Raw genomic sequence first — 24,180 nt, forward strand, 5'->3', positions numbered from 1 at the left:
AGTGATGGAAGTTGGTTAATGATATCTCTATATTATAAGTAATTATTGGATGAAATCAACCATCGATGAAAAAGTGGAGGGGGAGCATCTAGAAGCTCCCTCTATTTTTTGTGTGTACGATGATAGGTTTTATTGAGGTAATGAATATATTGGGTGCGGGTCAAGCCACCCGTTTGGCGATTAAAGTCATCGTAGGAGATATCTTCTGGAAAACTAAATTCAGCGAGTGCCCGCTGACGATCTTCGCGGAAGTGTGGATGATCTAGCGACTCTGTTACAATTCCTTCCTCTTGCTTCAACCAATCACTGGCAACGCCTGCATAGACACCATGATTGGTAAAACGGCTAGCTGTTTGATAGGAGGTGGAAGGTGCAGGTTTACTAATTGTTCCTGTCCCCCAGGATAGACGATATCGAGGCTCTTTCCCATAGTTTAGTGTCACGCCATAGCCCATTGGAAATACAATATCGGATTCTGTTAACATTTTATGGCCTATCTTTTCATAGCATCCTCGCATAAAATGGTCATCCATCACAATATGGGTTTGAGGGGCCAATGGAGCAGATATGATTTCCTCAAGAGAAGGCAGGCGCTCTGTTGTTGTCAACAAATAGGGCCGTACAAACAATGGCATTGTCATTACATTATGCCAAATACTATCTTCTCCAAATAGATGATCCTTTTGCATTTGTCGTAAATCGCCAATGACAAGCACATAGCCATCTACAAATAAATCGATTTCTACACGAAAAATATCACCTGGCACAGTTTTATAGCGTAGACTTTTCATCTTGGTTAGCTTTTCTAGCTTGTCTGAGTAATCAGCAGGAAGCTGGGAGGGAAATTGCTCTAACCAATTCAAGAGAGCTGACTTAGTCGTTAAATGCTCAAAGCCTGTTAATGGTAGCTGGTAATATGTTTTAGTGTTACGAGCTGTGATATAGCTAGATGGATGGTTTTCATTACCTAGACCAACAGAAAAAACAACGCCTGCAGCTTTCACAGCGGAGATATTGGTATAATTCAATTTCTTTTCTTTTCCACGCGCAGTTTGAGGGACAATGACTTCACGATTACGTGTTAAAATGTCGACATCCGCTTCTTGGTAGCTATGCTCATTCACGAAAATTCTTTTTTTAATGAGATCGCCTTCAAGGCAAATAAAATAATCCTCTCGAATCGGAATCGTTTCCCAATGTGCTTCTAAAGTATGTAGGCCGAAATAGGGGCGCAATGAATTCGTTAACCAACTAGTAAATGGTGTCAATCGAATTTCCTCCTAGCTATTGTTTTGTATTTTGGTCAAGTATACTGAATTTGGTGGGTGTCGAAAATAGCTTAGATGGAAAATAGTTACTTTTATGCAGTGATAATAATTGCTTTTGGAGCAGATGCCTACCTTTTTCTTCAGGCTATAGAACTGCTATAATGACAGACAGAGGTGATGAATATGCATATTGTGACGATTGAAGGCATACCCTATGCTTGGCTTGAACAATTACAAGAAATCCACGCTCACGTTTTTGATGGAGCAAATTTGCCACTCGAAAAGCTAGAAAAGAAAGAAGGCCTTCTTTGCATATTGGCAGTGGAAGGTGACACATTGATCGGCTTTAAACTAGGCTACCCACAACCAGATGATATTTTTTATAGTTGGTTGGGTGGCGTTCATGTAGCACATCGAGGTCAGGGAATTGCAAGTCAATTAATGAAACAACAGCATGAGCATATCAAGACTTTAGGCTTTCACAAAGTTCGTACATACGGAAGAAATACATTCAAAGCCATGCTCATTACCAACCTCAAGCATGGTTTCGATATATTATCAACATTTATTGATGAAAAAGGCAGACATAAAATTATATTTGAAAAAACAATTGATTAAGGAGTTTTATACATGAAAGCATATTTAGCAAATGGGTTATTTTCGTTAGGCGATCGTTTTGTAAATGAACAATTGGCAGCAGCTATTCGCGAGGCAGCACCAGGCATCGCATTATATGTACCTCAGGAGAATGAGGCCATCAATGATAAATCTGCCTATGCAGATAGCTTAGCGATTGCCCAAGCAGATTTAGAGATGCTACAGGATAGCGATGTTCTGATAGCTGTATTAGATGGGGTGGAAATTGATTCAGGCGTTGCCGCAGAGATAGGTGCGTTTTCGATGCTGAATCGTCCCATTATTGGTGTGCTAACAGATGTTCGTCAGCAAGGGCGGGACAATATGCAAAAAATAGAGGCACTGATCCGAGATGGGCTAGAGAATCAGTTTGTTTATCGTAATTTATTTGTTGTGGGGTTAATTAAACGCAATGGCGTGATTACATCTTCTATTGAAGAGGCTGTGAAAGCCATACAAAAACTACAGAACGGGGAGGCATCATGATGCTATTAGCTACATCAGACATGGTGGCAGGAAAAGATATCATGGAAACATTAGGGCTAGTGAAAGGGAATTCTGTTCAATCTAGAAATATTGGTCGTGACATGATAGCAGGTCTTCGCAATATTGTCGGTGGAGAAATGAAGGAGTATGCGGAGATGCTTGTGCGCTCTCGTGAAATTGCCACAGAGGCAATGGTAGAGGTAGCCAAACAATTAGGTGCAGATGCAGTTGTAGGCGTTCGTTATGCTACTTCATCTGTCATGGATGGTACATCCGAAGTATTGGTATATGGAACAGCTGTAAAATTCAAATAAAAGAGTACAAGGACTTTCATTCAATGGAAGTCCTTTTTCAATGGTTAAAAAGTGACACATTCATCTAAAATGCTGTAAAATTTTAGTTAATTATGTCAAAAATACAGTCTATTGTGCTGCTTGAATGGTGATTTATTATAGGATGCGTATAGTACAAATTATACCAATAAAGTAGAAGTTTTATCTTGATTCAGTTTATAGATAATGAGATGAATGCACAAATGGAGTGGGTGTCAAAACACCAACTGAATCAAGATAAAAGCCCAAGCGGAGGTCACAGATTTTGAAGAGAAAGCTTTTTGAGCAACTCGCAAAAAAATCTGGACGCAATCAGTAGAAGGGCTATTTATGGCCAATATACTGCAAGCTGGGCATGATAGAAGAAAGAGTGGGATATATGGTAGATTCACAACAAGGCAAAGGCTATCGCGTACTATCGATGTTTGATCGATTGATGGATGGCCAAGGAATCAACAAGAAGCAAGAAGCATTGACACATCAGGTTGGTGAAAAAACCATACAACGGGATATCGATGAAATTCGTACGTATCTGGAAAAGGCTAAGCTAGATTACCATTTACAATATGTACGTACAGAAAAAGTGTATAAATTAATGCATACAAAAAACAATCGTTTATCTAAAGAACAGGTACTAGTCATCGTTAAAATACTCATTGCCTCAAAAGCTCTCGTAAAATCGGATATCGGTGAGATCGTTAATCAACTTCTCTCACGTGTAGCAGACGATCAACTGTTATTAAATGAAAAAATTGTATATGAAGATATCCATCAAAACAAGTCATTATTGTCCTTGATATGGGGAATTTCAACAGCTATTCAAAAGAGAAAGGTCATTACAATTGATTATTTACAGGAGGGTGAAGCGATTCCAACTGCAAAAATTTTAAAGCCGCTCGCTGTTATCTTTTCAACACATTATTTTTATTTAATAGGAGATAATCAAGACACCCCAACTGTTTACAGAATGGATCGTATTCAGCATTTTCGTGAAATGGATATCCATTTTGAATTTCCATCTGTACACCCATTACAAGTAGAGGACGCTAATGACCTTACTCATATCCGTCTTCTCTATAAAGGCCGTTCTCCTCAAATAGTCTACAGTCGTTTCCCAACAGCCCACCTAGTTTCACAAAACAATCATGAATATGTTTTTGAGGCAGAAGTGTTAGAATATGGCGTGAAAGAGTGGTTGTTAAGTCAAGGAGCCGATATGGAGGTATTAGAGCCAATTGAACTGAGAGAAGAGATCATTGAGACCTTACAAGCTATGCAGCAAAATTATCGTTACATATAAAAACCCGTGCGTACATGCACGGGTTTTTACGTTTACTGAAACAATTGTTTGATAAATGTCGTATCGATATCCTTAGTGAGCTTATAATCTTTCATGTAATTTTCCTCATATAAATACACAAATAAATGCTGGTCATCATCTAAACGCAAGCCAATTTCTCTGTTGTCATTAATTGAGAGTGTTAGCCAGTATGCTTCATGAGAATCAGAATTTGAAAACCACACCTTTTTTAAAGGTAGGTCCTTGAATGGCTGCATAATTTGATTGATTTCTGCTGCGTCAGTAATCGTTACTGTTTTTTCATCTGAGGAACGAATAATTTCAATCTCATGAATTTCCTCCATTTCGAGACGTTCTGTTACCTCTGTTGTAAAATCAGTGTCTCGTGTTAACAGCATTGTCGAGATATACAGAATAAGTAGTGGTAGTAAAATGCCTAGAAGTAGTTTGTATCTTTTTTTCATGCTTGTCTCCTTAAATTCTAAAAATTCACACATATGTATTCTTTTCCACGCTATAATTGAGCATATACTGAAATGATGAAGGAAGGCAATTAAATGACACATAATCATGAAGAAAAAGAACTATTTTACCCAAGTGGAATCATCATGTATCGAGGTGGCGTCAAGAAGAATGATTTCGGTCACGATATTTATGACGGCAAAGGCTCGCTATTTGATCAAGAGGGAGAATTATTATTCGAGGGTGAATTCGTCAATCATATGAAGCAAGGCAATGGCATTATGTATTTGAAAGGACAACTCATTTATCAGGGTGAATTCATACAAAATAAAAAACAGGGTCATGGCATTTTATATAAGGATGGTCATATCCATTATGAAGGTCATTTTCGCAATGATTTAATGGATGGCTATGGTGTTTTATATTATGAAGAAGAAGTAATTAGCCCTTATCAAACACTACGAGCACAGTATCCACATTTAAATCAACCGCAGTATGAGGGTGACTTTGTCCATGGCATGAAAAAGGGAAAAGGCAAGCAATACTATCCAAATGGATTTTTACAATATGAGGGTGATTTTATTTGGCATCATATGCAAGGGGCAGGGAAGCTATATTACCCTACGGAATCACCAACAGCTGAGGAGCTTGCACGTGGTGTAACTAATCTCCACTATGAAGGTCATTTCTTTGAGGACCTAAAGCATGGTAAAGGCAAAGTATATTCTAGGGATGGAATTTTAGAAGCGGAAGGGCAATTTAAAGAGGATATGATGACAGGGCAAGGAACGCTCTATTATGCCAATGGGCAAGCTTCCTATATTGGTGACCTCGTTCAAGGCAAAAAACATGGACGAGGCGATTATTATAATGAAGAAGGCAAAATTATCTATAGTGGTGAATTTATTAACGATGAGCGGTTACGCATTACACCTGAAGTCGAGCAAGAGATTGCCAAGCTACAAAAACAATTAGATAGTCTTGTAGGTCTTCCGAATGCAAAGAAGGAATTACATAATTTAATAAACTTTATTAAAATTCAAAGTCTGCGTGTGGATCATGGTTTAGCAAGCTTTCCTATTACGTATCATCTTGTCTTCTCGGGCAATCCAGGCACAGGTAAAACAACAGTGGCACGCATTATTGGCCAAATCTACAAGCATCTTGGCGTCCTTTCAAGTGGGCATTTTGTGGAAACAGATCGTGCAGGTTTAGTCGCTGGCTATGTTGGACAAACAGCGTTAAAGGTTCAGGAAGTCGTTAACAAAGCAAAGGGCGGGGTACTTTTTATTGATGAAGCCTATTCATTAATAAATGATAAACAGGATGCATTTGGGAAGGAAGCTATTGATAGTTTATTAAAGGCAATGGAGGATCTACGTGATGACTTAGTAATTATCGTTGCGGGCTATACAGAGCTAATAGAAGATTTTTTACAATCTAATCCAGGCTTTAAATCTCGCTTTAATCATTTTGTACAATTTGATAATTTTAGCACGGATGAACTCTATGATATTTTTGCGATGCTTTGTCAAACGAACGATTATCAATTTGGCGAAGCATTTGCCCAACATATGAAAACACAGCTACGTCATATGCCAATTGAAACCATCCCTAATTTCTCGAATGGTCGTTATATTCGAAACTTGTTTGAGAAACTAGTGACGATCCAATCAAACCGATTGATTCAACAGGCAACAATCTCGAGAGAAGAACTCATGACATTTGAGGAGCAGGATATTTTACAGGGCATTGCAGAAAAGTTGTTTGACAATACTTTTTAAGACAAGGAGTAAATTCATGAAAAAGCTATTAGTGTTTATTTTAGTGTGTGCATGTATTTTACCACGACTAGTAACAGTTCATGTTACAGTGAATAATCATATTAATGTACGCCATAAAAACGATAAAAGTTGATGAGTGATGTATAAAGTGGTAATATAAGACAAAACATACGCTAACGTATTTTTTGGAGGGCAATTATGCAAGTTACGAAAGAGGATTGGATTAGAGCGGGTCTAGAGCAATTAGCAGAAGCGGGGATTCATAAAGTACGTATTGAAGCACTTGCTCGATCATTAAACATTAGTAAAGGTAGCTTTTATCATTATTTTCCTGATCGTCAACAACTATTAGATGCCATGCTAGACTATTGGGAAAACCACGCAACAAAGGCCATTATTCAAAATATGGAGCAAGTTGATGCTACTCTAGAGCAGCTTTTACGGATAAGTTTTCACAAAAATAAAAAGATGGAGATAGGCATTTATGCTTGGGCCAAATATGATTCAGATGTCGCAAAGCGTATCGTTCAAATAGAGGAGCAGCGAATAGCCTGTGTGGCGACACTCTATCAAAAAAGTGGTATCAGCATAGACGAATCCACTGATCGTGCAAGATTAGCTTATTTAACCTATATAGGCTGGATGACACGATTTGAAGCCAATCCTCATTTCGATCTTGAAAAAATGATTAAGCTGTTAATACAGTAAGAAGGTCTCTCAGAGCTAACATGGGCTTTGAGGGACTATATTTAACGCCAGAACATACGGTAGCGTATGTAAATGAAGAGGAGGTAGAACATGTTTATTTTATCAATTGTCGCAGTGGGACTATTAGGGCTCATTAGTATCCTACATATTTATTGGGCCTTTGGTGGTCGATGGGGTACAGAAGCTGTTATTCCTATGAAAGAAGGCAGCCAACAAGCCGTTTTTACGCCTAGAAAATGGGGAACGCTCTTTGTTGCAATGCTGTTGATGCTAGCAAGTGGTATCATCCTTGTTCAAGGAGGCTTCATGCCATTTTTTCAAGCCTCTATTTTTTCAAAAGTAGGAAGTATCGTTTGTGCGCTAGTATTTTTGCTACGAGCAATTGGTGATTTTAAGTATGTTGGTATTTTTAAAACGATTAAGCATTCCACATTTGCTCAAAATGATTCAAAATGGTATAGTCCTTTATGCTTGTTTCTTAGCTTTGTTTATGTGCTGGTGTTAGTTTAACAGCAATTTTACTTTAATAAGGGGAGCAGAATGGGGGATATAAAATGGAGCAAATGATCTACTTACTTCGCCATGGTGAGACAAATTATAATACACAAGGGAGATATCAAGGACAGCTTGATTCACCACTCACTGAGCGTGGTCGGGAGCAGGTTCAGCAAAATGCACGCATGCTGAAATCACTCATTGGCGATGCAGATGAATGGACCATCCTATCAAGTCCAATGGGAAGAGCCATGCAAAGCACAGCCATACTTTGTGAAACACTGGGCTATGACAGCAACAAGGTGAGGCAGGATCCACGTTTAACAGAGGTTGCTGTGGGACAATGGGCTGGATTAACCATGGCGGAAATACAGCAACAATGGCCTGCCTTGTTAACGAACACAGATGCCTTCAATTGGTATTTTCGTGCACCAGATGGGGAAACCTATGAAGCTGTTGTAAGCAGATTAACTGCTTTGCTTGAAACGATTCAACCACTTTCAAAAGTGATTATTGTCTCGCATGGCTTAACTGGTCGTATTTTACGCGGCGTCTATGCAAGTCTAAGCAAAGAAGAGACGCTCAAGTTAGAGGTTTCTCAAGATGTAATGTTCAAATTAAAAAATAAAGAGATTACAAGAATTAGTTCAAATTTCGATGATGATTTTTACCTGTGAAAATATTTGAGCGCATCCCATTTTTCTCAAGGAATATTCAGAAATGCCGCCTCTTATAATGTGTAGGAGGCGTTTTTTATGAAAAAATGGATGTTAGTAGGCTGTATTTGTATCATGGTTTTCTTATTTTATTATACAAGCAAAACATATGAATTCACGCATCTAGAACTGCCATCATTACATAGTCAAAATGCTTTGTTACTCAATGAACAGGACGATGTATTATACGAAAAAAATGCGGATGCTATTATTTATCCTGCATCTTTAACAAAGATCATGACAGCCATCGTTGCCATAGAGATGACAGATAATTTACAAACACAAACCATTGTACAGCCCCAAACGATTGCGAACTATACGGCACAAAATGCTTCGATGGCAGGCTTTCAAGCAGGAGATTTTGTCACGATGGAGGATTTATTGTATGGTACACTCCTTGCCTCAGGTGCCGATGCAACAGGAACACTTGCAGATGCTGTCGCTGGCAGTGAGGACAAATTTGTCACGTTGATGAATAACAAGGCGCAAGAATTAGGCATGCATGAGACACATTTTGTTAATACCAGTGGCCTACATGATGAGGCACATGTATCCACCGTGCGGGATATCAGCAAGCTTCTGCGATATGCATTGGAAAATCCTACCTTTTATCAAATATTTACCTCAAAAAACTACACAACCTATGTTCCCAATCAATTAATCATCACAAACTCATTATTTACAAAATTACCGGGTCTAGACAGTCCGATAATAGGTGGAAAAACAGGCTATACCCCAGAAGCAGGACTGTGTCTGGCGACCATAATCGAGAAAGAAGGGAAATCTTTTTTATTCATTACAACCAATGCTCCTAGCTATATATGGAACCCACCCCCACATATTGAAGATGCCCTAACGGCCTTCGAAGCTTTATAGCAGGAAAAATAATGAAAAAACCTCAACTTTTTCATGGTTTTTAACGTCTTAATAGAAAGGGGAATTATATAGCTGAGGTTTGGTGGTGGATAACCAGCTTTTTATAGGAACCATCAAATACGGGGAGAGCTGCTGCTAAAAGTGAGGGAGCAGTTCAAAAAGAGAGGGGAGCCATCTCCCAGTAAGGAGAAGGTCACTCACCTAAGTCCGTAGGCCGTTTAGCAGCATGAGAAAAAGGAGCTAACAAAAAATCTACAAAATAAGCCACCATCATTTAATTATCATAACCTATGCATAGTTTCTCAGTAAAAAGGGAAGGAGGAATGTATAAGTATTTACTAAAATATGAATTTTAGCAGCATCGTAAAAGGGAATCTAGTTGATTATTACTATTTTATGGCAGGGTTGTTTACTCTATAATAAAAGTTAAATCTTAGCAATTTTTTAGCAAACAGACATGGAAGACATCTAAGGGCGGTGTAGAACAATGAAAAAATTTTTACCCTTTGCCATCGTTTTGACGTTTATGATGTGCATCTTGGCAGGGCAACTTTCAGTAAATGCTGAAGGGTCAGTGGTGATTCACAAGGTAGTCAAAGATACGGTTATTTTTGAAGAAGCTTCTACGAATAGTGCGGAGATCGGGGAACTTTCGAAAGGTAGCTTTGTTTCAGTAACAAAAGTAAGTAAAGGTTGGACACATATTCAAACGCCAGAGCAGGAGGGCTATGTCACATCTGATGCTTTAGTTAAGTTGAAGTCTGAGGGATACCTAGTGATTCAAAAGGGCGGTACAACATTATTTACAGCCCCAAGTCAACATGCCCAGCATGTAGGACAGCTCTATGAAGGACGAATAATTTATGTATATGGCACAGCACCTGGTGGTTGGTCTTTCGTTCAATATGGCGAGGAGATAGGATATGTAGCGACAAACGCATTAAAAAAACCAGCTCCAACGAAGAAAAAAATTAATGCTGTTGCTGGTGCTGAATTACGTTTAACAGCTAGTCCAGACGGAGAAGTTCTTGGTACACTTCCCAATAAAACAAATGTCCAGTATTACATAACACTTGCTGGTTGGGCTTATGTAGAAGCAGGCGACCAAAAAGGGTATGTCAAAGCTTCTGAGCTAGCCGATATTCAGTTAATAGATAATAAAGTTTATAATAAAGGTGTGCCAGTAGCGAAAGGCGCAAAAAAACGGGTAGCCTTAACATTTGATGATGGGCCAGATGCTAAGGTGACACCACAAATTTTGGCAACGTTAAAGAAATACGATGCCAAGGCTACATTCTTTATGGTAGGTAAAAATGTGTCAAGAAATGCTGCAATCGTTAAACAAGTCTATGAAGCAGGGCATGAAATCGGAAACCATACCTTGAGCCATAAAAAATTAACGACCTTATCAATAGCAGGCGTTAAACAAGAAGTCAATGGCACAAGTAATGCTATTTATGCAGCCATCGGGCAGTATCCAACTGTTTTCCGCCCACCCTATGGGGCGACCAATGACCAAGTACGTTCTGTCATGACAATCCCCTCGATTTTGTGGTCGATTGATACACTGGATTGGAAACATCACAATCCAGATAAAATTTTAGCGTATGTCAAAGCCTCTGTAAAAGATGGGAGTATTATTCTAATGCACGATATCCATCAAACGACAGCCAATGGTTTAGAAAATGTTATTCTTTATTTACAAAAACAAGGCTATGAATTTGTTACAGTAAGTGAGATATTACAATAATAGAAAAGCTTTGCAATCGTCTACTCAGAACGAATGCAAAGCTCTTTTTTATTTAAATAAATTGATAGTCGTAATAATAATAGGAATCCCAAATACGTCAATTAAAAATGCGCCGACAATCGGTACGACAAGAAAGGCTTTTTTAGAAGGACCGAAGCGTTGCACAACGGCTGACATATTGGCCATGGCATTTGGTGTTGCACCTAGACCATGTCCTGCAAAACCTGCTACCATAACAGCAGCATCGTAGTTTTTGCCAAGTAATTTAAATAACACAAAAATACTAAATACAACAATAAAGAATACTTGCGCAAAAACAATGATGAATAATGGTAGTGCCAAATCAGCAATTTCCCATAATTTAATACTCATGAGAGCCATGGAAAGGAATACACCTAATGTGACATCTCCAATTAATGAGATGCTTTTCATATTAATGGCTTCAGGTTTGAATTTATCCATAATATTGCGCACTAATACAGCCACAAACATTGCTCCTACATAGCCAGGTAGAACGAAACCTGTTGCTTCTGAGAATAGTGTGCCGACGTACGTACCAACAGCCATACAGAAAGTAATTAATAAGACTTGTGTAAAGAACGAATCCGATGTAATTTGCTCATGTTTATTTTCATATTGGACTTCTTCCGATTCTTGTTCATCTGGTGTTAAATTATATTTACCTACTAAATATTTGACAATTGGACCACCAATTAAGCCACCAGCAACTAGACCACATGTTGCGGCAGCAGCACCAATTGTCATAGCTGAAGAAATCCCTAAATCTTCTAAGGTTTGGCCAAATGCAGCTGCAGCGCCATGACCACCCTCCATAGAAACGGCACCCGCCATCATACCGATTAAAGGATGGATCCCCATAAGTGAGGCCAGAGATACCCCAATGACATTTTGCATTAACGCTAGGAAGCCACATGCTAGCCAGTAGATAATCAGTAATTTACCACCGAGCTTTACAAGTTTAAAGCTTGCACCTAAGCCAATTGTCGTAAAGAAAGTAATCATAAATAAGCTTTGTAAAGAAGTATCAAGTGATATTTCTAAAATACCCGTTGTTTTTAAGATAGTGGTAAGAGCAGCGAACAATAAACCACCAACCACTGGTGCTGGGATACAGAAACGCTTTAAAAAGCCTATTTTATTGATAAGAAAGCTTCCTAATGCAAAGAGTGCAACAGCTAGGAATACCGTTGTAATTTGATTAATTTCGATCATGAACCTTGCCCCCTAAGTAAGTTGTTCAGTGCCTCATATACAAAATAGGCACCTAATTTCACTGTACGTCCGTTTTCATCTAATAACGGATTGACCTCACAAATATCAAATGAATGGGTGTGAGGGTGTGAAGTGACTTGTTGCAAAATGGAGCGCACAGTCGATGGGTCAAGCCCAAACGGTGATGGAGCACTTACACCTGGAGCAAATGCTGCATTCAATACATCCATACATAATGTTAAAAGAATATAATCATGCTTATCCATAAAATGTTGTAATGCATCCGTTAATTGTTGTTGGTAGGCTACCGTCATTTGATCCTCATAAACATACTTCACGTTTAATTCATCAGCTTTTTCGAAAAGTTCTCTTGTATTGCCGTAGCGTTGAATACCAACAACAAAATAGTCAGCGTGTGGATCCTGCTCTAAAATTTGACGGAACATCGTACCTGACGAAGGTTGTTCATCATATGGTCGTAAATCAAAGTGAGCATCTATATTGATGATGCCGATTTTAGCTTCCTTTGGTAGAGCAGAACGAACGCCTAAATAATGGCCATACAGCGTTTCATGCCCGCCACCTAGCACCACACATGATATGTTTTTTTGTAGTACTGTTGCTACGACTTCACCAAGCTCACGTTGCGCCTCCTCTAAAGCATGGTTTAGACAAACGATATTGCCAACATCAATAATTTGCTGATCGTCCTCAAATGTCCACGGTAAACTGGCTAAGCCTTCTCGTAGGGCGTTTGGACCATTTGCTGCCCCTACACGGCCTTGATTTCGACGTACCCCTTCATCGCAGATAAAGCCAACGAGAGCAGCACTTTTCTTATCTGAAGCGCTTACATCATTAATCGCAACTCTTTTTACTTGTTGATGTAAACGAAAGCTGCTTGTATTTGTCGTTGAATCTATTCGGCCTTTCCATTGTTTTTGATCTGTCATTGTGTACATAAACTTATCAACCCCATTGTGAATATTATTGTAGAAAAAGTATTGTTGTAATTCATTATATATTCACATAATTATAATTACTAATATATAATTAATATTAATCTATAGCTTTTAACTATAAATCTGGGAGGTATCTATAGGTGGACATTAAACAATTACACTATTTTATCGCTGTTTCAGAACAGATGAATTTCTCAAAAGCCGCAGAAAGACTGCATATTTCGCAGCCTTCCTTAAGTAATGCGATCAAAAAATTAGAACAAGAGATTGGCTCCCCTTTATTAGAGAGAAATACTAGAAATCTGCAATTAACAGAAGCTGGAGAGTTACTTTTTGAACGAGCAAAAGTTATTGTAAAAAATATGGAAGTGCTAAAAATCGAAATGGATGAAGTAATTGTTCATGGCACGAGAGACATCACCATTGGTGTCATGGAATCTATTAAGCATTGGCTGCCAAAGGTAATCGCCAACTATAAAAAAGACTATCCTCACATGAAAATTCACTTAGTCGATATTTTAGGTAGTAAGCGGGTGAAAAAATCCTTGAAAAGCTATAAAACTCATTTAATCATCACCAATCAGCTAATGGATGATCCAGAGTTGGAAGTTCAAACTTTATATGAAGAACGGTTGGTCGCAGTATTACCTTTACATCATCCGTTAGCCCAAAAGGATACTTTAACCATCTCAGATATTTGTGAAGAACCATTTATTATTAGTACCGAGGGCTTTCAAACAAGACGAGATATCTTAACGTCATTTGAACAGGCTGGTAAAAACATCAATATTCAATTTGAAATTGAGCGTTTTGAAACCGCTGTATCGCTTGTACGAGAACATTTAGGAGTGACCATATTACCTGAAAATTACTTGCAAGGACCGACTGCTAAAACGATTGTAAAAAAAGAAATAGAGGGTCTGAATTTAAGTCGCAATGTCTATCTAGTGTACTTAAAAAACCGTCATTTACCATTAGCCATCCGACAATTACTGAAGGATATAGTACAGTTTTTTGAAAATAAATGATGTAAGTCCATAGTAATGAATTTTCTCTTTTATTAGAAAATTCAAAAATAGAACATTGCTTTACTAGAAAAATAGCGGTAACATTTATTGTAAGAATGAAAATGAACATTCATTCATTTTGCGAAGTTCAAGCAAAGGGGGTATCTTCTAATGAATTTTTCCTATAGTGAAAAAGTTGAGAAGTTACAGGACAAGCTGAAGAATTTTATGGCGCAATACATTTATCCAAATGAGGCCGTTTATGCTGCACAGGTTGAGGCAATGGAGGATCGTTGGGGAGCGATTCCACCGATTATGGAGGAGCTGAAACAGAAGGCGCAACAGGCAGGTTTGTGGAATTTATTTTTACCAGATAGTGAATATGGGGCAGGTTTAACCAACTTAGAATATGCACCTTTATGTGAAATCATGGGCCGTTCACTTCTGGCCCCCGAGGTGTTTAACTGTAATGCACCTGACACAGGCAATATGGAAGTACTTGTACGCTATGGAACGGCACAGCAAAAAAAACAGTGGCTAGAACCGTTATTACGAGGTGAAATACGGTCCTGCTTTGCGATGACGGAGCCAGCCGTTGCATCCAGTGATGCTACAAATATTGAGGCAAGCATTGAACGCGATGGAGATGAATACATTTTAAATGGCCATAAATGGTGGACAACTGGTGCTGGGGATCCTCGCTGTAGGGTGGCTATTTTTATGGGCAAGCATAAAGATACAACGGCTCCTATCCATGAGCAGCAGTCTATGATTCTTGTACCGATGGATACACCAGGAGTAAAAGTGGAGCGTATGCTAACGGCTTTTGGCTACGACCATGCGCCAGAAGGACATGGTGAGGTTACATTTACCAATGTGCGTGTACCGGTGGAAAATATTTTATGGGGTGAAGGTAAAGGCTTTGCCATTGCGCAAGGAAGACTAGGACCAGGTAGAATTCATCATTGTATGCGTCTTATTGGTGCCGCAGAGCGTGCATTAGAGGAAATGTGTGTACGTGTACAAGCGCGACAGGCATTTCATCGACCACTAGCAGATCAAGGGGTAATGCGGGAGCGCATTGCAGAATCTCGGATGGATATTGAGCAAGCAAGACTTTTAACATTGAAGGCTGCTTATATGATGGACACAGTAGGCAACAAAGAGGCAAAAGCTGAAATTGCTATAATTAAGGTAGTTGCTCCAAATATGGCACTCAGAGTCATTGATCGAGCTATCCAAGCATTTGGTGCTGCTGGGGTAGGTCCCGATACTACGCTTGCTGCACAATGGGCGAATTCTCGTACATTACGTTTAGCGGATGGACCAGATGAGGTGCATCGTAATACCATTGCTAAACTAGAATTGAAAAAGCATGCCAACAAACAAGAGGAGCTGGTGAAATGACGGTCCTAGAGTTATTTAGCTTAAAAGGTAAAACAGCGATTGTGACAGGTGGAGGACGTGGACTCGGTGCGCAAATTGCTCAAGGATTTGCAGAGGCTGGAGCCAATGTGGTCTTATGCTCACGAAAGGTGGAGGCATGTGAGGAGGTTGCCGCAGGACTCGAAAAGCTTGGTGTTCAAGCATTAGCTCTAGCCTGTGATGTCACAAAGCCTGAGGATATTGCCAATGTGGTAGCCCAAACGATTACAACATTTGGTAGAATTGATATTTTAGTCAATAACAGTGGCGCATCATGGGGAACACCTGCCATTGATATGCCCTACGAAGCCTGGCAAAAAGTATTTGATGTCAATGTCAACGGGACATTTTTATTCAGCCAAGCCGTTGGCAAAATTATGCTAGAGCAGAAAAGCGGCAAAATCATTAATATTGCTTCTATTGCTGGACTAGGTGGGACGCTACCAGCCTTTATGGATACGATTGCCTATAACGCGAGTAAAGGGGCTGTCATTACTTTAACGAAGGATTTAGCCGTCAAATGGGGGCCACATGGAGTCAATGTCAACGCTATTGCACCAGGTTTTTTCCCTACGAAAATGTCCAATGTCTTAATCGAACGTGGACAAGACTATTTGATGGGTGTTACACCGTTGAAACGCTTAGGCTCCGAAAATGATTTGAAGGGCGTAGCTTTATTTTTAGCAGCACCAGCTTCGGACTATGTAACAGGGGATGTCATTGTAGTAGATGGGGGCATGAGCTCCATTATTTAAGGAGGGAAATAGAATGGATACGATGCAAGTAAGGTCAAGTGAACGTTTGGATGTTGATAAACTACATGCCTTTTTAGAGAGTTATTTCACTGAGCTTCCACAGGGGAAGCTTGAAATAGCACAATTTAGTGCAGGGCATTCCAATTTGACGTATTGTTTAAAAATAGCTGATTTTGAAGCTGTTCTACGTCGTCCTCCGCTTGGACCAGTTGCCAAAAAAGCGCATGATATGAAGCGGGAATTTACGATTTTATCGGCACTGCATCCATTTTTACCATCGGTTCCAAAACCATATGTCTATGTAGAGGATCGAGACATTATCGGTAGTGATTTCTTTTTAATGGAGCGCAAAAAAGGAATCGTCCTTGATACACATTTTCCAAAAGGCACAGAACCAACAGAGGAGCTAGCACGTCAATTGTCCGAACTGATGGTTGATTCTTTAGTTGCATTACATGCTATTCCTTATCAGGACACTCCGTTAAAGGATATCGTGAAGCCTGACGGATTTCTTGAAAGACAAGTGTATGGCTGGATTGAGCGTTATGAAAATGCGAAAACAGCAGAACATGCAGAAGTAGCGATGTTAACAGAGTGGTTAAAAAACAATCTTCCGTCCAATCATGAGGCAACCATTATTCATTATGATTATAAATTGAATAATGCAATGTTCTCTGAGGACTATACCGAAATAATTGGCCTTTTTGATTGGGAGATGGCAACAGTAGGGGACCCACTTGCTGATGTTGGTGTAGCAATGAGTTATTGGATGCAAGCGGATGACCCGAAAATGCTATTATATGCACTTGGTGAACCACCAGTAACTGTATTACCAGGCTTTTATACCCGACAGCAATTTATTGATCGTTATGCAGAGAAAAGTGGGCGAGATGTGTCAGCTATTCATTATTACTGTACATTTGCTTATTTTAAATTAGCCGTTATTTGTCAGCAAATCTATTATCGCTATGTTCAAGGACAAACGCAGGATGATCGCTTTGCTCAGATGGATAAAATGGTCGCTGCCCTCATACAACAAGCTTCTCAATCAATATGATTTTATGGAAAAACGGTTACTTTTAATAAAGTAGCTGTTTTTTATAGCCCATTATAACAGATTATCCGACATTAATTTATATAATTATTTATACTAACTCGCACAAAATTTACTCAAAAAACATAATAAATCACGTACAAGAAATTAAAAGAGGAGGGAACGTTTGTTCTTTTAGGTGGGAGTGTTAATCAATAACGATTTATTGTTTTTCGATAAAAAATAATTGGCTTGCAATAAAAATAACGCTATCATCAATTACAACAGGGATTTAACAAATGGAGGAAGAAATAATGGGGAAATATTTACTTGCCACAATTCCGATGATCATGGGGATCGTATGTTTATTTATAAAAGGCCTTATAGGAGATGAGATACTAGCAGATGGTACGATAGTGGAGAAAAACTTCTTTTTAATTCCATTGAGCTATTTATTTTTCTTTAGCGGTATACTTACATTCTTGATTGTGGCGTTATCTTCTACATTCAAAAAGCAAACTTCCATATAATAATGCTAAAAACAGGCTCTAAATAGGGCCTGTTTTTTATAACCATGTTTGATCTAGCTTATCACTGTAGTAGTGAATAGCTTTTTTATAATCTTGAATGCCTTGATGATTGGCTGTGCGTAATATCGTGTTCAATAATGTTTCCATTGATTTTGCATGTTCGCCAAGATTATAAAGTGTCATGGCATAGAAGACCTTGATATGCTCCGCCTTCGGGAACTCGTGAATGGCTTGTTCAAAGATCCGTTTTGCTTGCTCGTATTGTCCTATAGTCCGATAGGTGCTCCCTAAACCAAGATAGGCATCCACTAAAACTTCTGGCTCTAGCCCCAACTTTATCGCTTCTTCGTAGTGCGGAACAGCCTCTTTTTCCTGCCCTAAAGAATCAAATGTCCAAGCACATTGAAATTGATAATAAGCATTTTGAGGATGTTCCTTGACCAGTGCCACCATACATTGATTTGCTTCCTCAAGCTGTCCGTTTTTTCTTAATGTAAGTATGTGTTCTAATTGTTTGTCCATTATATTTAACCTCTTCTTTACTTAAGTAACTTACCATTCATAAAAACAATCTTCTATCAGCAACTCAAATGAATCAGCTATTCGCTTAATTTCTCCACAATCATGATCGCAAATAAAAACATGGCCTGATGGATCGATGAAAATGGGATTACCTCCACCATCCATTGAAATAACATAGCTCGTTTCTAAAACATTTGGAGATAGGAACTCTTTATATTGTTGACGGAAATCCAGTGTTAAATCGACAACGGTTTCGTTTCCTAGACTTGAGCCGTTAGAAAAAGCATGGATTGCTATACCTGCATATGCCCCACCAAACGTTTCAATGAACGCTACGTAGTCGCTGTGAAATTGTACATGAAGTTGTTGCTGTGCCTCTATTATTTCCCTTTGACTTGCAGGTTTACCCACTAACGTTTGATGCTTCTCATTAAATAAAAATAACCGCAAACGCTTTATTAGATCTTCCTTCATAGACATTCTCCTTTTATTCAGTATACACGATCCTTCATTGCTAGGAATCTGAGGAAATGATATTGTTATTGTAAATAATAACATCTACTGGGGTGATAGAATGCTAGAGCGTTCAATGGAAAAAACACGGGAAAACCAAGAGGGAAGGGAGTGATGATACAAAAATAGAAAAGAGGATTAAGAAAATGACATATCAAAAACTTATGTGTGATGGATTTGAATTAAACTATTGTATAAAGGGGCAAGGCCAACCAATTTTAGTGGTGGGGAGTAGTGTTTATTATCCACGTCTGTTCTCAGAAGACTTTTATCAACATTTCCAGGTGATTTTTTTAGATCATCGAGGTTTTGGTAAGCCAGCTCAAGCATTTACGCAAGAAGATTACACATTAAACAAAATAGTGAAGGATATGGAGTATGCGAGACAAATCCTACAGCTAGATACTTTAATAGTGTTAGGACATTCAGGACATGCATTTATGGCAATGGCGTATGCCACAGCTTATCCCCAGCATGTTCAAAAACTCGTACTCTTAAATACAGCAATATCGAATAGTCAAGAAAGACAGCAACAAAGCTTGTCTTATTTTGAGGCACATGCAAGTATGGAGCGTAAACATCAATTTGCGCACGAAATAGCCTTATTGGAACAGGATCTAAAGAAGGAGCCTGAACGACGCTTTGTTCATATGTGTATTCGTATGGGGGCGCATAGTTTTTATGATTTTATGTTCAATGCTACCTCTATGTGGGATAACGTTCATCCGAATATGGAAATTATTGATTATCTATGGGGAGTAGCTTTTGCGGAGCAGAACCTTTTACAACAAATGCTACAAGTTAACAAGCCAATTTTTTTAGGTCTAGGCAGGTATGATTATTTAGTAGCCCCTATTTCATTATGGGATGCAGTAGATCATATTCCCTATGTAAAGAAAGTCATTTTTGAAAAAAGTGGTCATAATCCTATGTTTGAAGAGCCTGTATTTTTTAATGAACAACTAATTCAATGGATAAACGAGGGGTAGTCGAATGGCTGGTTATGCTTGTATAGCAATTAACCAGCCTATTTTAATAATAAAAAGAGAAAAGCCAAAGTATCAACTACCTCAACAAGTTTTACGTATCGCATCAATGTTTTGACAGTCCATAATGACAGGCCGTGCCATATCATCGATTTGAAGGAAGTACCCGCAACAGCTTTGCGGAATAAGATAAATAAAGTATATTCCTAGAAATTGGCTGCCATCTGAAAGGTATACATCTACTAAAGTCCCTGGTTCAAAACATTCTAAGTGACTACAAATACAGCTTTTACAATGCTTTTCAATTTGATTTTGTTTCTGATATTTTTTTTCAAATTGGGGACTATTATAATATTTTATTTTATAAGAATCTTCCTCAATAATAGGATGATCTACGCTGGGAGAGTGACCAAAGTAAACATTCTTTGAGTCACAATAGCATTTAGAAAATTTATGATAATTGTTAAATTCCCAATTCATTCGTGTTAAATATCTGTTTCCATCCATTTCTAAAACGCTCCTTTATGATTACAATGTCATGCTAGCATGAGCCATCTATTTCTAGTCTATGTTAAAGAGCCCTTTAGGAGATGGTAAAATGTCCATTTATCTGTACAATATAAGAAAAAGACTAAACTCATTAGTAGAGTTTAGTCTTTCAAGTTGTAATCGCCTTTCAATAAGCCATATATCTCTAAATCAACAACACCCTTACCAGACCATAATGAAGCTTGTCTCAGAAGACCTTCTTTTAAAAATCCATTTTTTAACAGAACCTTTTTCGAGGGTTCATTTAAAGGCATGACTTCTGCCTGTATTCGATTAACATTTACCTCTTCCAATAAAAATTTTACGATTGTTGCAACTGCCTCTGATGCAATGCCTTTTCCCCAGGATGCTTCAGCTAAATAGTAACCGATTGTTACCATATCTACTTTTTGATTAAAGTCCATCGCTTCGATAATCCCTACTAGTTTTTCACGCTGTGATATTTCGAAGATCCCCCATTTAATCCTGCTTTTCTTCGTATAATCACGTTCAAAATGGCCAATCATTTTTTGAACAGTTTGAAGGTTATGTTTTGGGATGATGCCACAATACTCAAATACCTTGTCATTATCATAAATAGCAAATAGCTCTTGTATATGTGAGTCTTCAATTTTTTTAAATTGTAAATTAGCTGAATGTAGGGTAGGGAACTGCTTAAATACTTTCTCAATAATCATCGACCTTGCTCCTTTATTATTCTTTAATGGGAATGTAGATTTTCATTTTCATCTCATGAGGGTAGATCGATTGAATGACATCCGTTATTTCAAAATCAGGACCCGTATCGCGCTCATAATTAGAATTTGGTAACCATACGCCGTAAATGAAACGTCTTGTATTTTGAATTCCTTCCGCAGTACCATTCAATGTAAACTCCGCATATTTACCAGCAGGAATTTCAAGGTGGGTGAAGCCTTTCTCTAATTGCTCCTCAAAGATTTCGACTTCCTCTCCTACAATAAAAGAAAACCGGCCATCCTCCTGAAAGTTTGTAGAAATGCCATACGCCATATTAGGGGCTACCTTATGGGAGATTCGTTCATAATATTGCTGCTGACCAAAATCCAAATAAAAGCCAGGGATTTCTGCATAGTATTGTTCGTCTTGTAAGGACGTTTTGTATTCATAGCCTGTAATACGTTTTTTAGATAAGTGAAGTATTTCCGGTCGCTGCATAGGGAGTTCTCCTTCCAGTTTATAATCCAAAAAGTTTATTTTGGTTTGAAATGGTATGGAGTTGGCTCCTTTTCGGTATTTAGCAGGTGTGACACCAAAATACTGAACAAATGCCCGTGTAAATGCCTCCTGAGAACCATATTGAAAGTTGATTGCAATCTCAAGTATATTCTGCGTTGTTGTTGCTAATAAGGAAGCTGCTTCAGAAAGCCTCCTGTTGCGAATATACTGCTGCACAGAAAAACCTGTAATGGCTTGGAAAAGTCGTTGGAAATGAAATGCTGAAAAGTAAGACTGAGAAGAAATATCTGTAATCGTTAACTTTTCACGTAGGTTTTTCTCAATAAACTCTATGGCGTTTTGAATTCTTTCAAAATAATCCATACCATCATCCTTTCTTAACTCAATGGTACCGTTTAATGGGAAGGGTTTTTTGATAATTTGTGCTAATTTGTACATTAAATTGTAATGTATAGGAAATCAATAGAAACATTGATTAAAACAACAATTAAATGTATAATTTAACTAAATTTACAAGAAAGTGAGTGATAGATGATGATAGTCAGCTCTGTTTTCCCATTGAATATAATTAAGGTGCGGGAGAATAAATAGATTAGTTGATTTCTTCCGCAAACAATCGGAGGAGAATATATGTACAAAAATTACGGACCGTTAAGCACAGCACTTTATGATTTTACGAAACCAGTTGGATACTCGCTTGATGGAGATATTGAATATTATCTAGAACGACTGCAAGGTGTAAAGGGGAAGATTCTAGAAGCAGGGGTTGGTTCTGGACGTTTCTATATTCCTTTTATGGAAAAAGGCTTTGATATAGAGGGAATTGATCATTCCCCTGAAATGCTAGCATCCTGTCGAAAAAGATGCCAAGAACGAGGATTGACGCCAGTGCTGTATGAAGGGAATGTTTGCCAATTCACCTTAGGGCAACAATACGAAGCCATTGTTATGCCTACAGGCTCATTTTGTTTAATTGAAAATCATCAAGAAGCACTATCAGCTTTAACCTCTATGTATCAGCACCTTGTCCCTGGTGGGAGACTCCTCGTAGATTTATTACTTCCTACAGACTGGAAAACAGGAGAAATTACGACATCTTACCATCAAATTTCACAAGATGAAGGAATTGCCCTTGAAAGAAAATCGATTGCCATGAATTGGGTGGAGCAATATACGCTGATGGTTTTAAAATATGAGAAGTGGCAACAAGGCACATTAAGTGATACGGAACTACAAAAGTTTTTATTACGCTGGTATGGGATTGAAGAATTTAAGCTTCTATTACAAAGTATTGGCTTTTCTGCAATAACTTGTTCTGCGAATTATAAGTTCCTTCAACAACCAACTGAAGAAACGTCACTCATAACGTTTGAAGCGGTACGTTAATTAAAATGACCAGTACTCCTTAAAAGAGTACTGGTCATTTTTACGAATTAGTCAAGCTTTAATTTTGTTGCAGTTCCTACTCCTTTTGTATGCACATCGACTTCAATTTGAACTTCAAGATTAGGGTAGAGGGTTTGCCAGTTCTTTTTAATTCGATTCCATGCTCGATAGTCCTCTCGGTGTAGTACATTACTAAATTTTAATAAATCGGCTTGATAGGTTTGTTGAATTGTTTGAAGTGTACGTTCTAATCGTTCCTTGATTTGTCTGCTCGTTTCTTTATTTAAAGCATCGATGGTTTTTGATTTTGTTAAATCTAAAGAACAACTTACCTCTGCAACGTTTTGCTCAATATCAAGTTTGATGGAAATCGAAGGTATATCATTTTGAAAATGACCTGTCACTTTAGTAGAAGAATTAATAATTTCTGTTGAGATTTTCCCTTCTTCAGGACAAGCAATAATTTCAAATGTACTTTTTATATTATTATTTAAAAAATTATAGTCTCTGCTTTCTTGTTCTGTTAAATAGCCGATGAGCTTATAATTTTTAAAAATAGCCAGTCCACCATATTTTAATTGTGCAGGGCTATCAATTTTTTCTATATTTGAGCTAAAATCTCCAGCATCCGCATCACCGTGTATATGAATAGAGGGTAAGACGGCACTATGATCAATACTGCCTAAAGATTGGATTAAATCATCAAGAATAACAGATTCTGTTGTCCCCCATACTGCTTCAGAAACCTTTAATGATTTAAACATTTTGCTAGCAGGCACATCCTCTAAAGGGGTTAAAACACTTAATATTTCTTGTGCAGTCGAATCATGAGAAACAATAAAGTTAAAATCACTTCGTCCTTCTGGGTCTCTTTGAAATAAATCTAAAATGCTATTCATACCTTCCTCAGCCATTTCTTCACCAATAATAATAATTTGGGCATGCGCATAATAAGGCTTTCTAGGTGTTAGCGCTGTTAATTTTCGAATGGCATCAAATAATGATTTACCTTTTGCATGGTAGGTAAAAACAGGGACCTGAATGCCAGATGCTTTGTTCGAAGCCACTTGACTTGGATTAACAATCTGAACAGAAATTTCGAATTGCTCGTCCGATTTATCCACACCAACAGCCGTAACAATAGCTAGTTCGTTTAACTCCCGCTTATTCCAGCATCCACCTAGTAAAAGAAGTACTGACAGCAATAGGATGAATGATACCTTGTGTTTAATGGTGGACACCTCCTCTAGGAAAAGAAGACATTTCCGA

The 24,180-nt window shown here is 38.2% G+C and carries 27 protein-coding genes; 17 read left to right on the forward strand and 10 right to left on the reverse strand.

What is annotated here, in order from left to right; genetic code table 11:
• Positions 1 to 101: 101 nt before the first annotated feature.
• Complete coding sequence (locus tag AAJG31_RS00595) at positions 102 to 1,268, reverse strand: immunity 26/phosphotriesterase HocA family protein (RefSeq protein ID WP_115673289.1); 1,167 nt, start codon at positions 1,266 to 1,268, stop codon at positions 102 to 104.
• Between the two features lie 183 nt (positions 1,269 to 1,451).
• Between AAJG31_RS00595 and AAJG31_RS00600 the strand changes: the two genes are divergently transcribed.
• The 4 genes from AAJG31_RS00600 to AAJG31_RS00615 all read left to right on the forward strand — a co-directional run bounded on the left by AAJG31_RS00600 (position 1,452) and on the right by AAJG31_RS00615 (position 4,022).
• The gene (locus tag AAJG31_RS00600; RefSeq protein ID WP_048392511.1) at positions 1,452 to 1,886 is read left to right on the forward strand and encodes a GNAT family N-acetyltransferase; all 435 of its coding nucleotides are present in this window, start codon (positions 1,452 to 1,454) and stop codon (positions 1,884 to 1,886) included.
• Positions 1,887 to 1,898: 12 nt separating this feature from the next.
• A complete protein-coding gene (locus tag AAJG31_RS00605) occupies positions 1,899 to 2,390 on the forward strand; it encodes a nucleoside 2-deoxyribosyltransferase (RefSeq protein WP_115673287.1) in 492 nt (163 codons plus the stop codon).
• Entirely contained in the window at positions 2,390 to 2,704 is a 315-nt protein-coding gene (locus AAJG31_RS00610; protein WP_279495228.1) for a YbjQ family protein, read from the forward strand. The genes AAJG31_RS00605 and AAJG31_RS00610 overlap by 1 nt, the downstream gene beginning before the upstream one ends.
• A gap of 397 nt (positions 2,705 to 3,101) precedes the next feature.
• Positions 3,102 to 4,022, forward strand: a complete 921-nt coding sequence (locus tag AAJG31_RS00615) for a WYL domain-containing protein (RefSeq protein WP_279495227.1) — start codon at positions 3,102 to 3,104, stop codon at positions 4,020 to 4,022.
• A 32-nt stretch (positions 4,023 to 4,054) separates the two neighbouring features.
• Here AAJG31_RS00615 and AAJG31_RS00620 read toward each other — a convergent pair whose 3' ends face one another.
• Positions 4,055 to 4,486 carry a hypothetical protein gene (locus AAJG31_RS00620; RefSeq protein ID WP_048392515.1) on the reverse strand — a complete coding sequence of 144 codons (432 nt, stop codon included), beginning with the start codon at positions 4,484 to 4,486 and terminating at the stop codon, positions 4,055 to 4,057.
• A 93-nt stretch (positions 4,487 to 4,579) separates the two neighbouring features.
• Between AAJG31_RS00620 and AAJG31_RS00625 the strand changes: the two genes are divergently transcribed.
• The 6 genes from AAJG31_RS00625 (at position 4,580) to AAJG31_RS00650 (ending at position 10,813) form a co-directional block, all read left to right on the forward strand.
• Positions 4,580 to 6,268, forward strand: a complete 1,689-nt coding sequence (locus AAJG31_RS00625; RefSeq protein ID WP_054550388.1) for an AAA family ATPase — start codon at positions 4,580 to 4,582, stop codon at positions 6,266 to 6,268.
• A gap of 198 nt (positions 6,269 to 6,466) precedes the next feature.
• Complete coding sequence (locus tag AAJG31_RS00630; protein WP_279495226.1) at positions 6,467 to 6,976, forward strand: TetR/AcrR family transcriptional regulator; 510 nt, start codon at positions 6,467 to 6,469, stop codon at positions 6,974 to 6,976.
• Between the two features lie 90 nt (positions 6,977 to 7,066).
• Positions 7,067 to 7,486, forward strand: coding sequence for a DUF3995 domain-containing protein (locus tag AAJG31_RS00635; RefSeq protein WP_054550386.1), 420 nt, complete (start codon positions 7,067 to 7,069; stop codon positions 7,484 to 7,486).
• Between the two features lie 44 nt (positions 7,487 to 7,530).
• The gene (locus AAJG31_RS00640) at positions 7,531 to 8,148 is read left to right on the forward strand and encodes a histidine phosphatase family protein (protein ID WP_016993289.1); all 618 of its coding nucleotides are present in this window, start codon (positions 7,531 to 7,533) and stop codon (positions 8,146 to 8,148) included.
• A 78-nt stretch (positions 8,149 to 8,226) separates the two neighbouring features.
• Positions 8,227 to 9,063 carry a serine hydrolase gene (locus AAJG31_RS00645; RefSeq protein ID WP_279495225.1) on the forward strand — a complete coding sequence of 279 codons (837 nt, stop codon included), beginning with the start codon at positions 8,227 to 8,229 and terminating at the stop codon, positions 9,061 to 9,063.
• 487 nt (positions 9,064 to 9,550) lie between these two features.
• A complete protein-coding gene (locus AAJG31_RS00650; RefSeq protein WP_259419593.1) occupies positions 9,551 to 10,813 on the forward strand; it encodes a polysaccharide deacetylase family protein in 1,263 nt (420 codons plus the stop codon).
• Between the two features lie 48 nt (positions 10,814 to 10,861).
• Here the strand turns inward: AAJG31_RS00650 and gltS are convergent, their stop codons facing one another.
• Positions 10,862 to 12,046: a sodium/glutamate symporter gene (gene gltS / locus AAJG31_RS00655; RefSeq protein ID WP_054550384.1), complete on the reverse strand. Its 1,185-nt coding sequence runs from the start codon at positions 12,044 to 12,046 to the stop codon at positions 10,862 to 10,864.
• Positions 12,043 to 13,008, reverse strand: coding sequence for a formimidoylglutamase (gene hutG, locus AAJG31_RS00660; protein WP_054550383.1), 966 nt, complete (start codon positions 13,006 to 13,008; stop codon positions 12,043 to 12,045). The genes gltS and hutG overlap by 4 nt, the downstream gene beginning before the upstream one ends.
• A gap of 140 nt (positions 13,009 to 13,148) precedes the next feature.
• Here hutG and AAJG31_RS00665 point away from each other — a divergent pair, with 140 nt between their 5' ends.
• The 5 genes from AAJG31_RS00665 to AAJG31_RS00685 all read left to right on the forward strand — a co-directional run bounded on the left by AAJG31_RS00665 (position 13,149) and on the right by AAJG31_RS00685 (position 17,758).
• Complete coding sequence (locus tag AAJG31_RS00665; protein ID WP_048392528.1) at positions 13,149 to 14,036, forward strand: LysR family transcriptional regulator; 888 nt, start codon at positions 13,149 to 13,151, stop codon at positions 14,034 to 14,036.
• A gap of 150 nt (positions 14,037 to 14,186) precedes the next feature.
• Positions 14,187 to 15,422, forward strand: a complete 1,236-nt coding sequence (locus AAJG31_RS00670; protein WP_279495222.1) for an acyl-CoA dehydrogenase family protein — start codon at positions 14,187 to 14,189, stop codon at positions 15,420 to 15,422.
• Complete coding sequence (locus tag AAJG31_RS00675; protein WP_048392531.1) at positions 15,419 to 16,195, forward strand: SDR family oxidoreductase; 777 nt, start codon at positions 15,419 to 15,421, stop codon at positions 16,193 to 16,195. Before AAJG31_RS00670 ends, AAJG31_RS00675 begins: the two co-directional genes overlap by 4 nt.
• A 13-nt stretch (positions 16,196 to 16,208) precedes the next feature.
• On the forward strand, positions 16,209 to 17,252 hold the full coding sequence (locus AAJG31_RS00680) for a phosphotransferase family protein (RefSeq protein WP_269898298.1): 1,044 nt from the start codon (positions 16,209 to 16,211) through the stop codon (positions 17,250 to 17,252).
• Positions 17,253 to 17,542: 290 nt separating this feature from the next.
• The gene (locus AAJG31_RS00685; RefSeq protein WP_244205579.1) at positions 17,543 to 17,758 is read left to right on the forward strand and encodes a DUF3955 domain-containing protein; all 216 of its coding nucleotides are present in this window, start codon (positions 17,543 to 17,545) and stop codon (positions 17,756 to 17,758) included.
• Between the two features lie 36 nt (positions 17,759 to 17,794).
• On the opposite strand, the gene AAJG31_RS00690 is transcribed toward AAJG31_RS00685, so the two are convergent.
• The gene (locus AAJG31_RS00690; RefSeq protein ID WP_279495221.1) at positions 17,795 to 18,280 is read right to left on the reverse strand and encodes a tetratricopeptide repeat protein; all 486 of its coding nucleotides are present in this window, start codon (positions 18,278 to 18,280) and stop codon (positions 17,795 to 17,797) included.
• Between the two features lie 30 nt (positions 18,281 to 18,310).
• Positions 18,311 to 18,754, reverse strand: a complete 444-nt coding sequence (locus AAJG31_RS00695) for an SMI1/KNR4 family protein (RefSeq protein WP_054550378.1) — start codon at positions 18,752 to 18,754, stop codon at positions 18,311 to 18,313.
• 185 nt (positions 18,755 to 18,939) lie between these two features.
• Between AAJG31_RS00695 and AAJG31_RS00700 the strand changes: the two genes are divergently transcribed.
• Positions 18,940 to 19,782 (forward strand): alpha/beta hydrolase, encoded by an 843-nt coding sequence (locus AAJG31_RS00700; protein WP_279495220.1) that lies wholly within the window; start codon positions 18,940 to 18,942, stop codon positions 19,780 to 19,782.
• A gap of 81 nt (positions 19,783 to 19,863) precedes the next feature.
• Here the strand turns inward: AAJG31_RS00700 and AAJG31_RS00705 are convergent, their stop codons facing one another.
• From AAJG31_RS00705 to AAJG31_RS00715, 3 genes are all read right to left on the reverse strand, one after another.
• On the reverse strand, positions 19,864 to 20,286 hold the full coding sequence (locus AAJG31_RS00705; protein WP_279495219.1) for a hypothetical protein: 423 nt from the start codon (positions 20,284 to 20,286) through the stop codon (positions 19,864 to 19,866).
• A 143-nt stretch (positions 20,287 to 20,429) separates the two neighbouring features.
• Complete coding sequence (locus AAJG31_RS00710; RefSeq protein ID WP_048392543.1) at positions 20,430 to 21,005, reverse strand: GNAT family protein; 576 nt, start codon at positions 21,003 to 21,005, stop codon at positions 20,430 to 20,432.
• A 16-nt stretch (positions 21,006 to 21,021) separates the two neighbouring features.
• Positions 21,022 to 21,888 carry an effector binding domain-containing protein gene (locus AAJG31_RS00715; protein ID WP_054550374.1) on the reverse strand — a complete coding sequence of 289 codons (867 nt, stop codon included), beginning with the start codon at positions 21,886 to 21,888 and terminating at the stop codon, positions 21,022 to 21,024.
• A gap of 267 nt (positions 21,889 to 22,155) precedes the next feature.
• Between AAJG31_RS00715 and AAJG31_RS00720 the strand changes: the two genes are divergently transcribed.
• Positions 22,156 to 22,911, forward strand: coding sequence for a class I SAM-dependent methyltransferase (locus AAJG31_RS00720; RefSeq protein WP_279495218.1), 756 nt, complete (start codon positions 22,156 to 22,158; stop codon positions 22,909 to 22,911).
• 47 nt (positions 22,912 to 22,958) lie between these two features.
• Here AAJG31_RS00720 and AAJG31_RS00725 read toward each other — a convergent pair whose 3' ends face one another.
• A complete protein-coding gene (locus AAJG31_RS00725) occupies positions 22,959 to 24,152 on the reverse strand; it encodes a Ger(x)C family spore germination protein (RefSeq protein WP_054550372.1) in 1,194 nt (397 codons plus the stop codon).
• Positions 24,153 to 24,180: the final 28 nt, after the last annotated feature.

The sequence above is a fragment of the Lysinibacillus sp. BS3 genome, assembly GCF_039614735.1.
GTDB lineage: Bacteria > Bacillota > Bacilli > Bacillales_A > Planococcaceae > Lysinibacillus > Lysinibacillus capsici.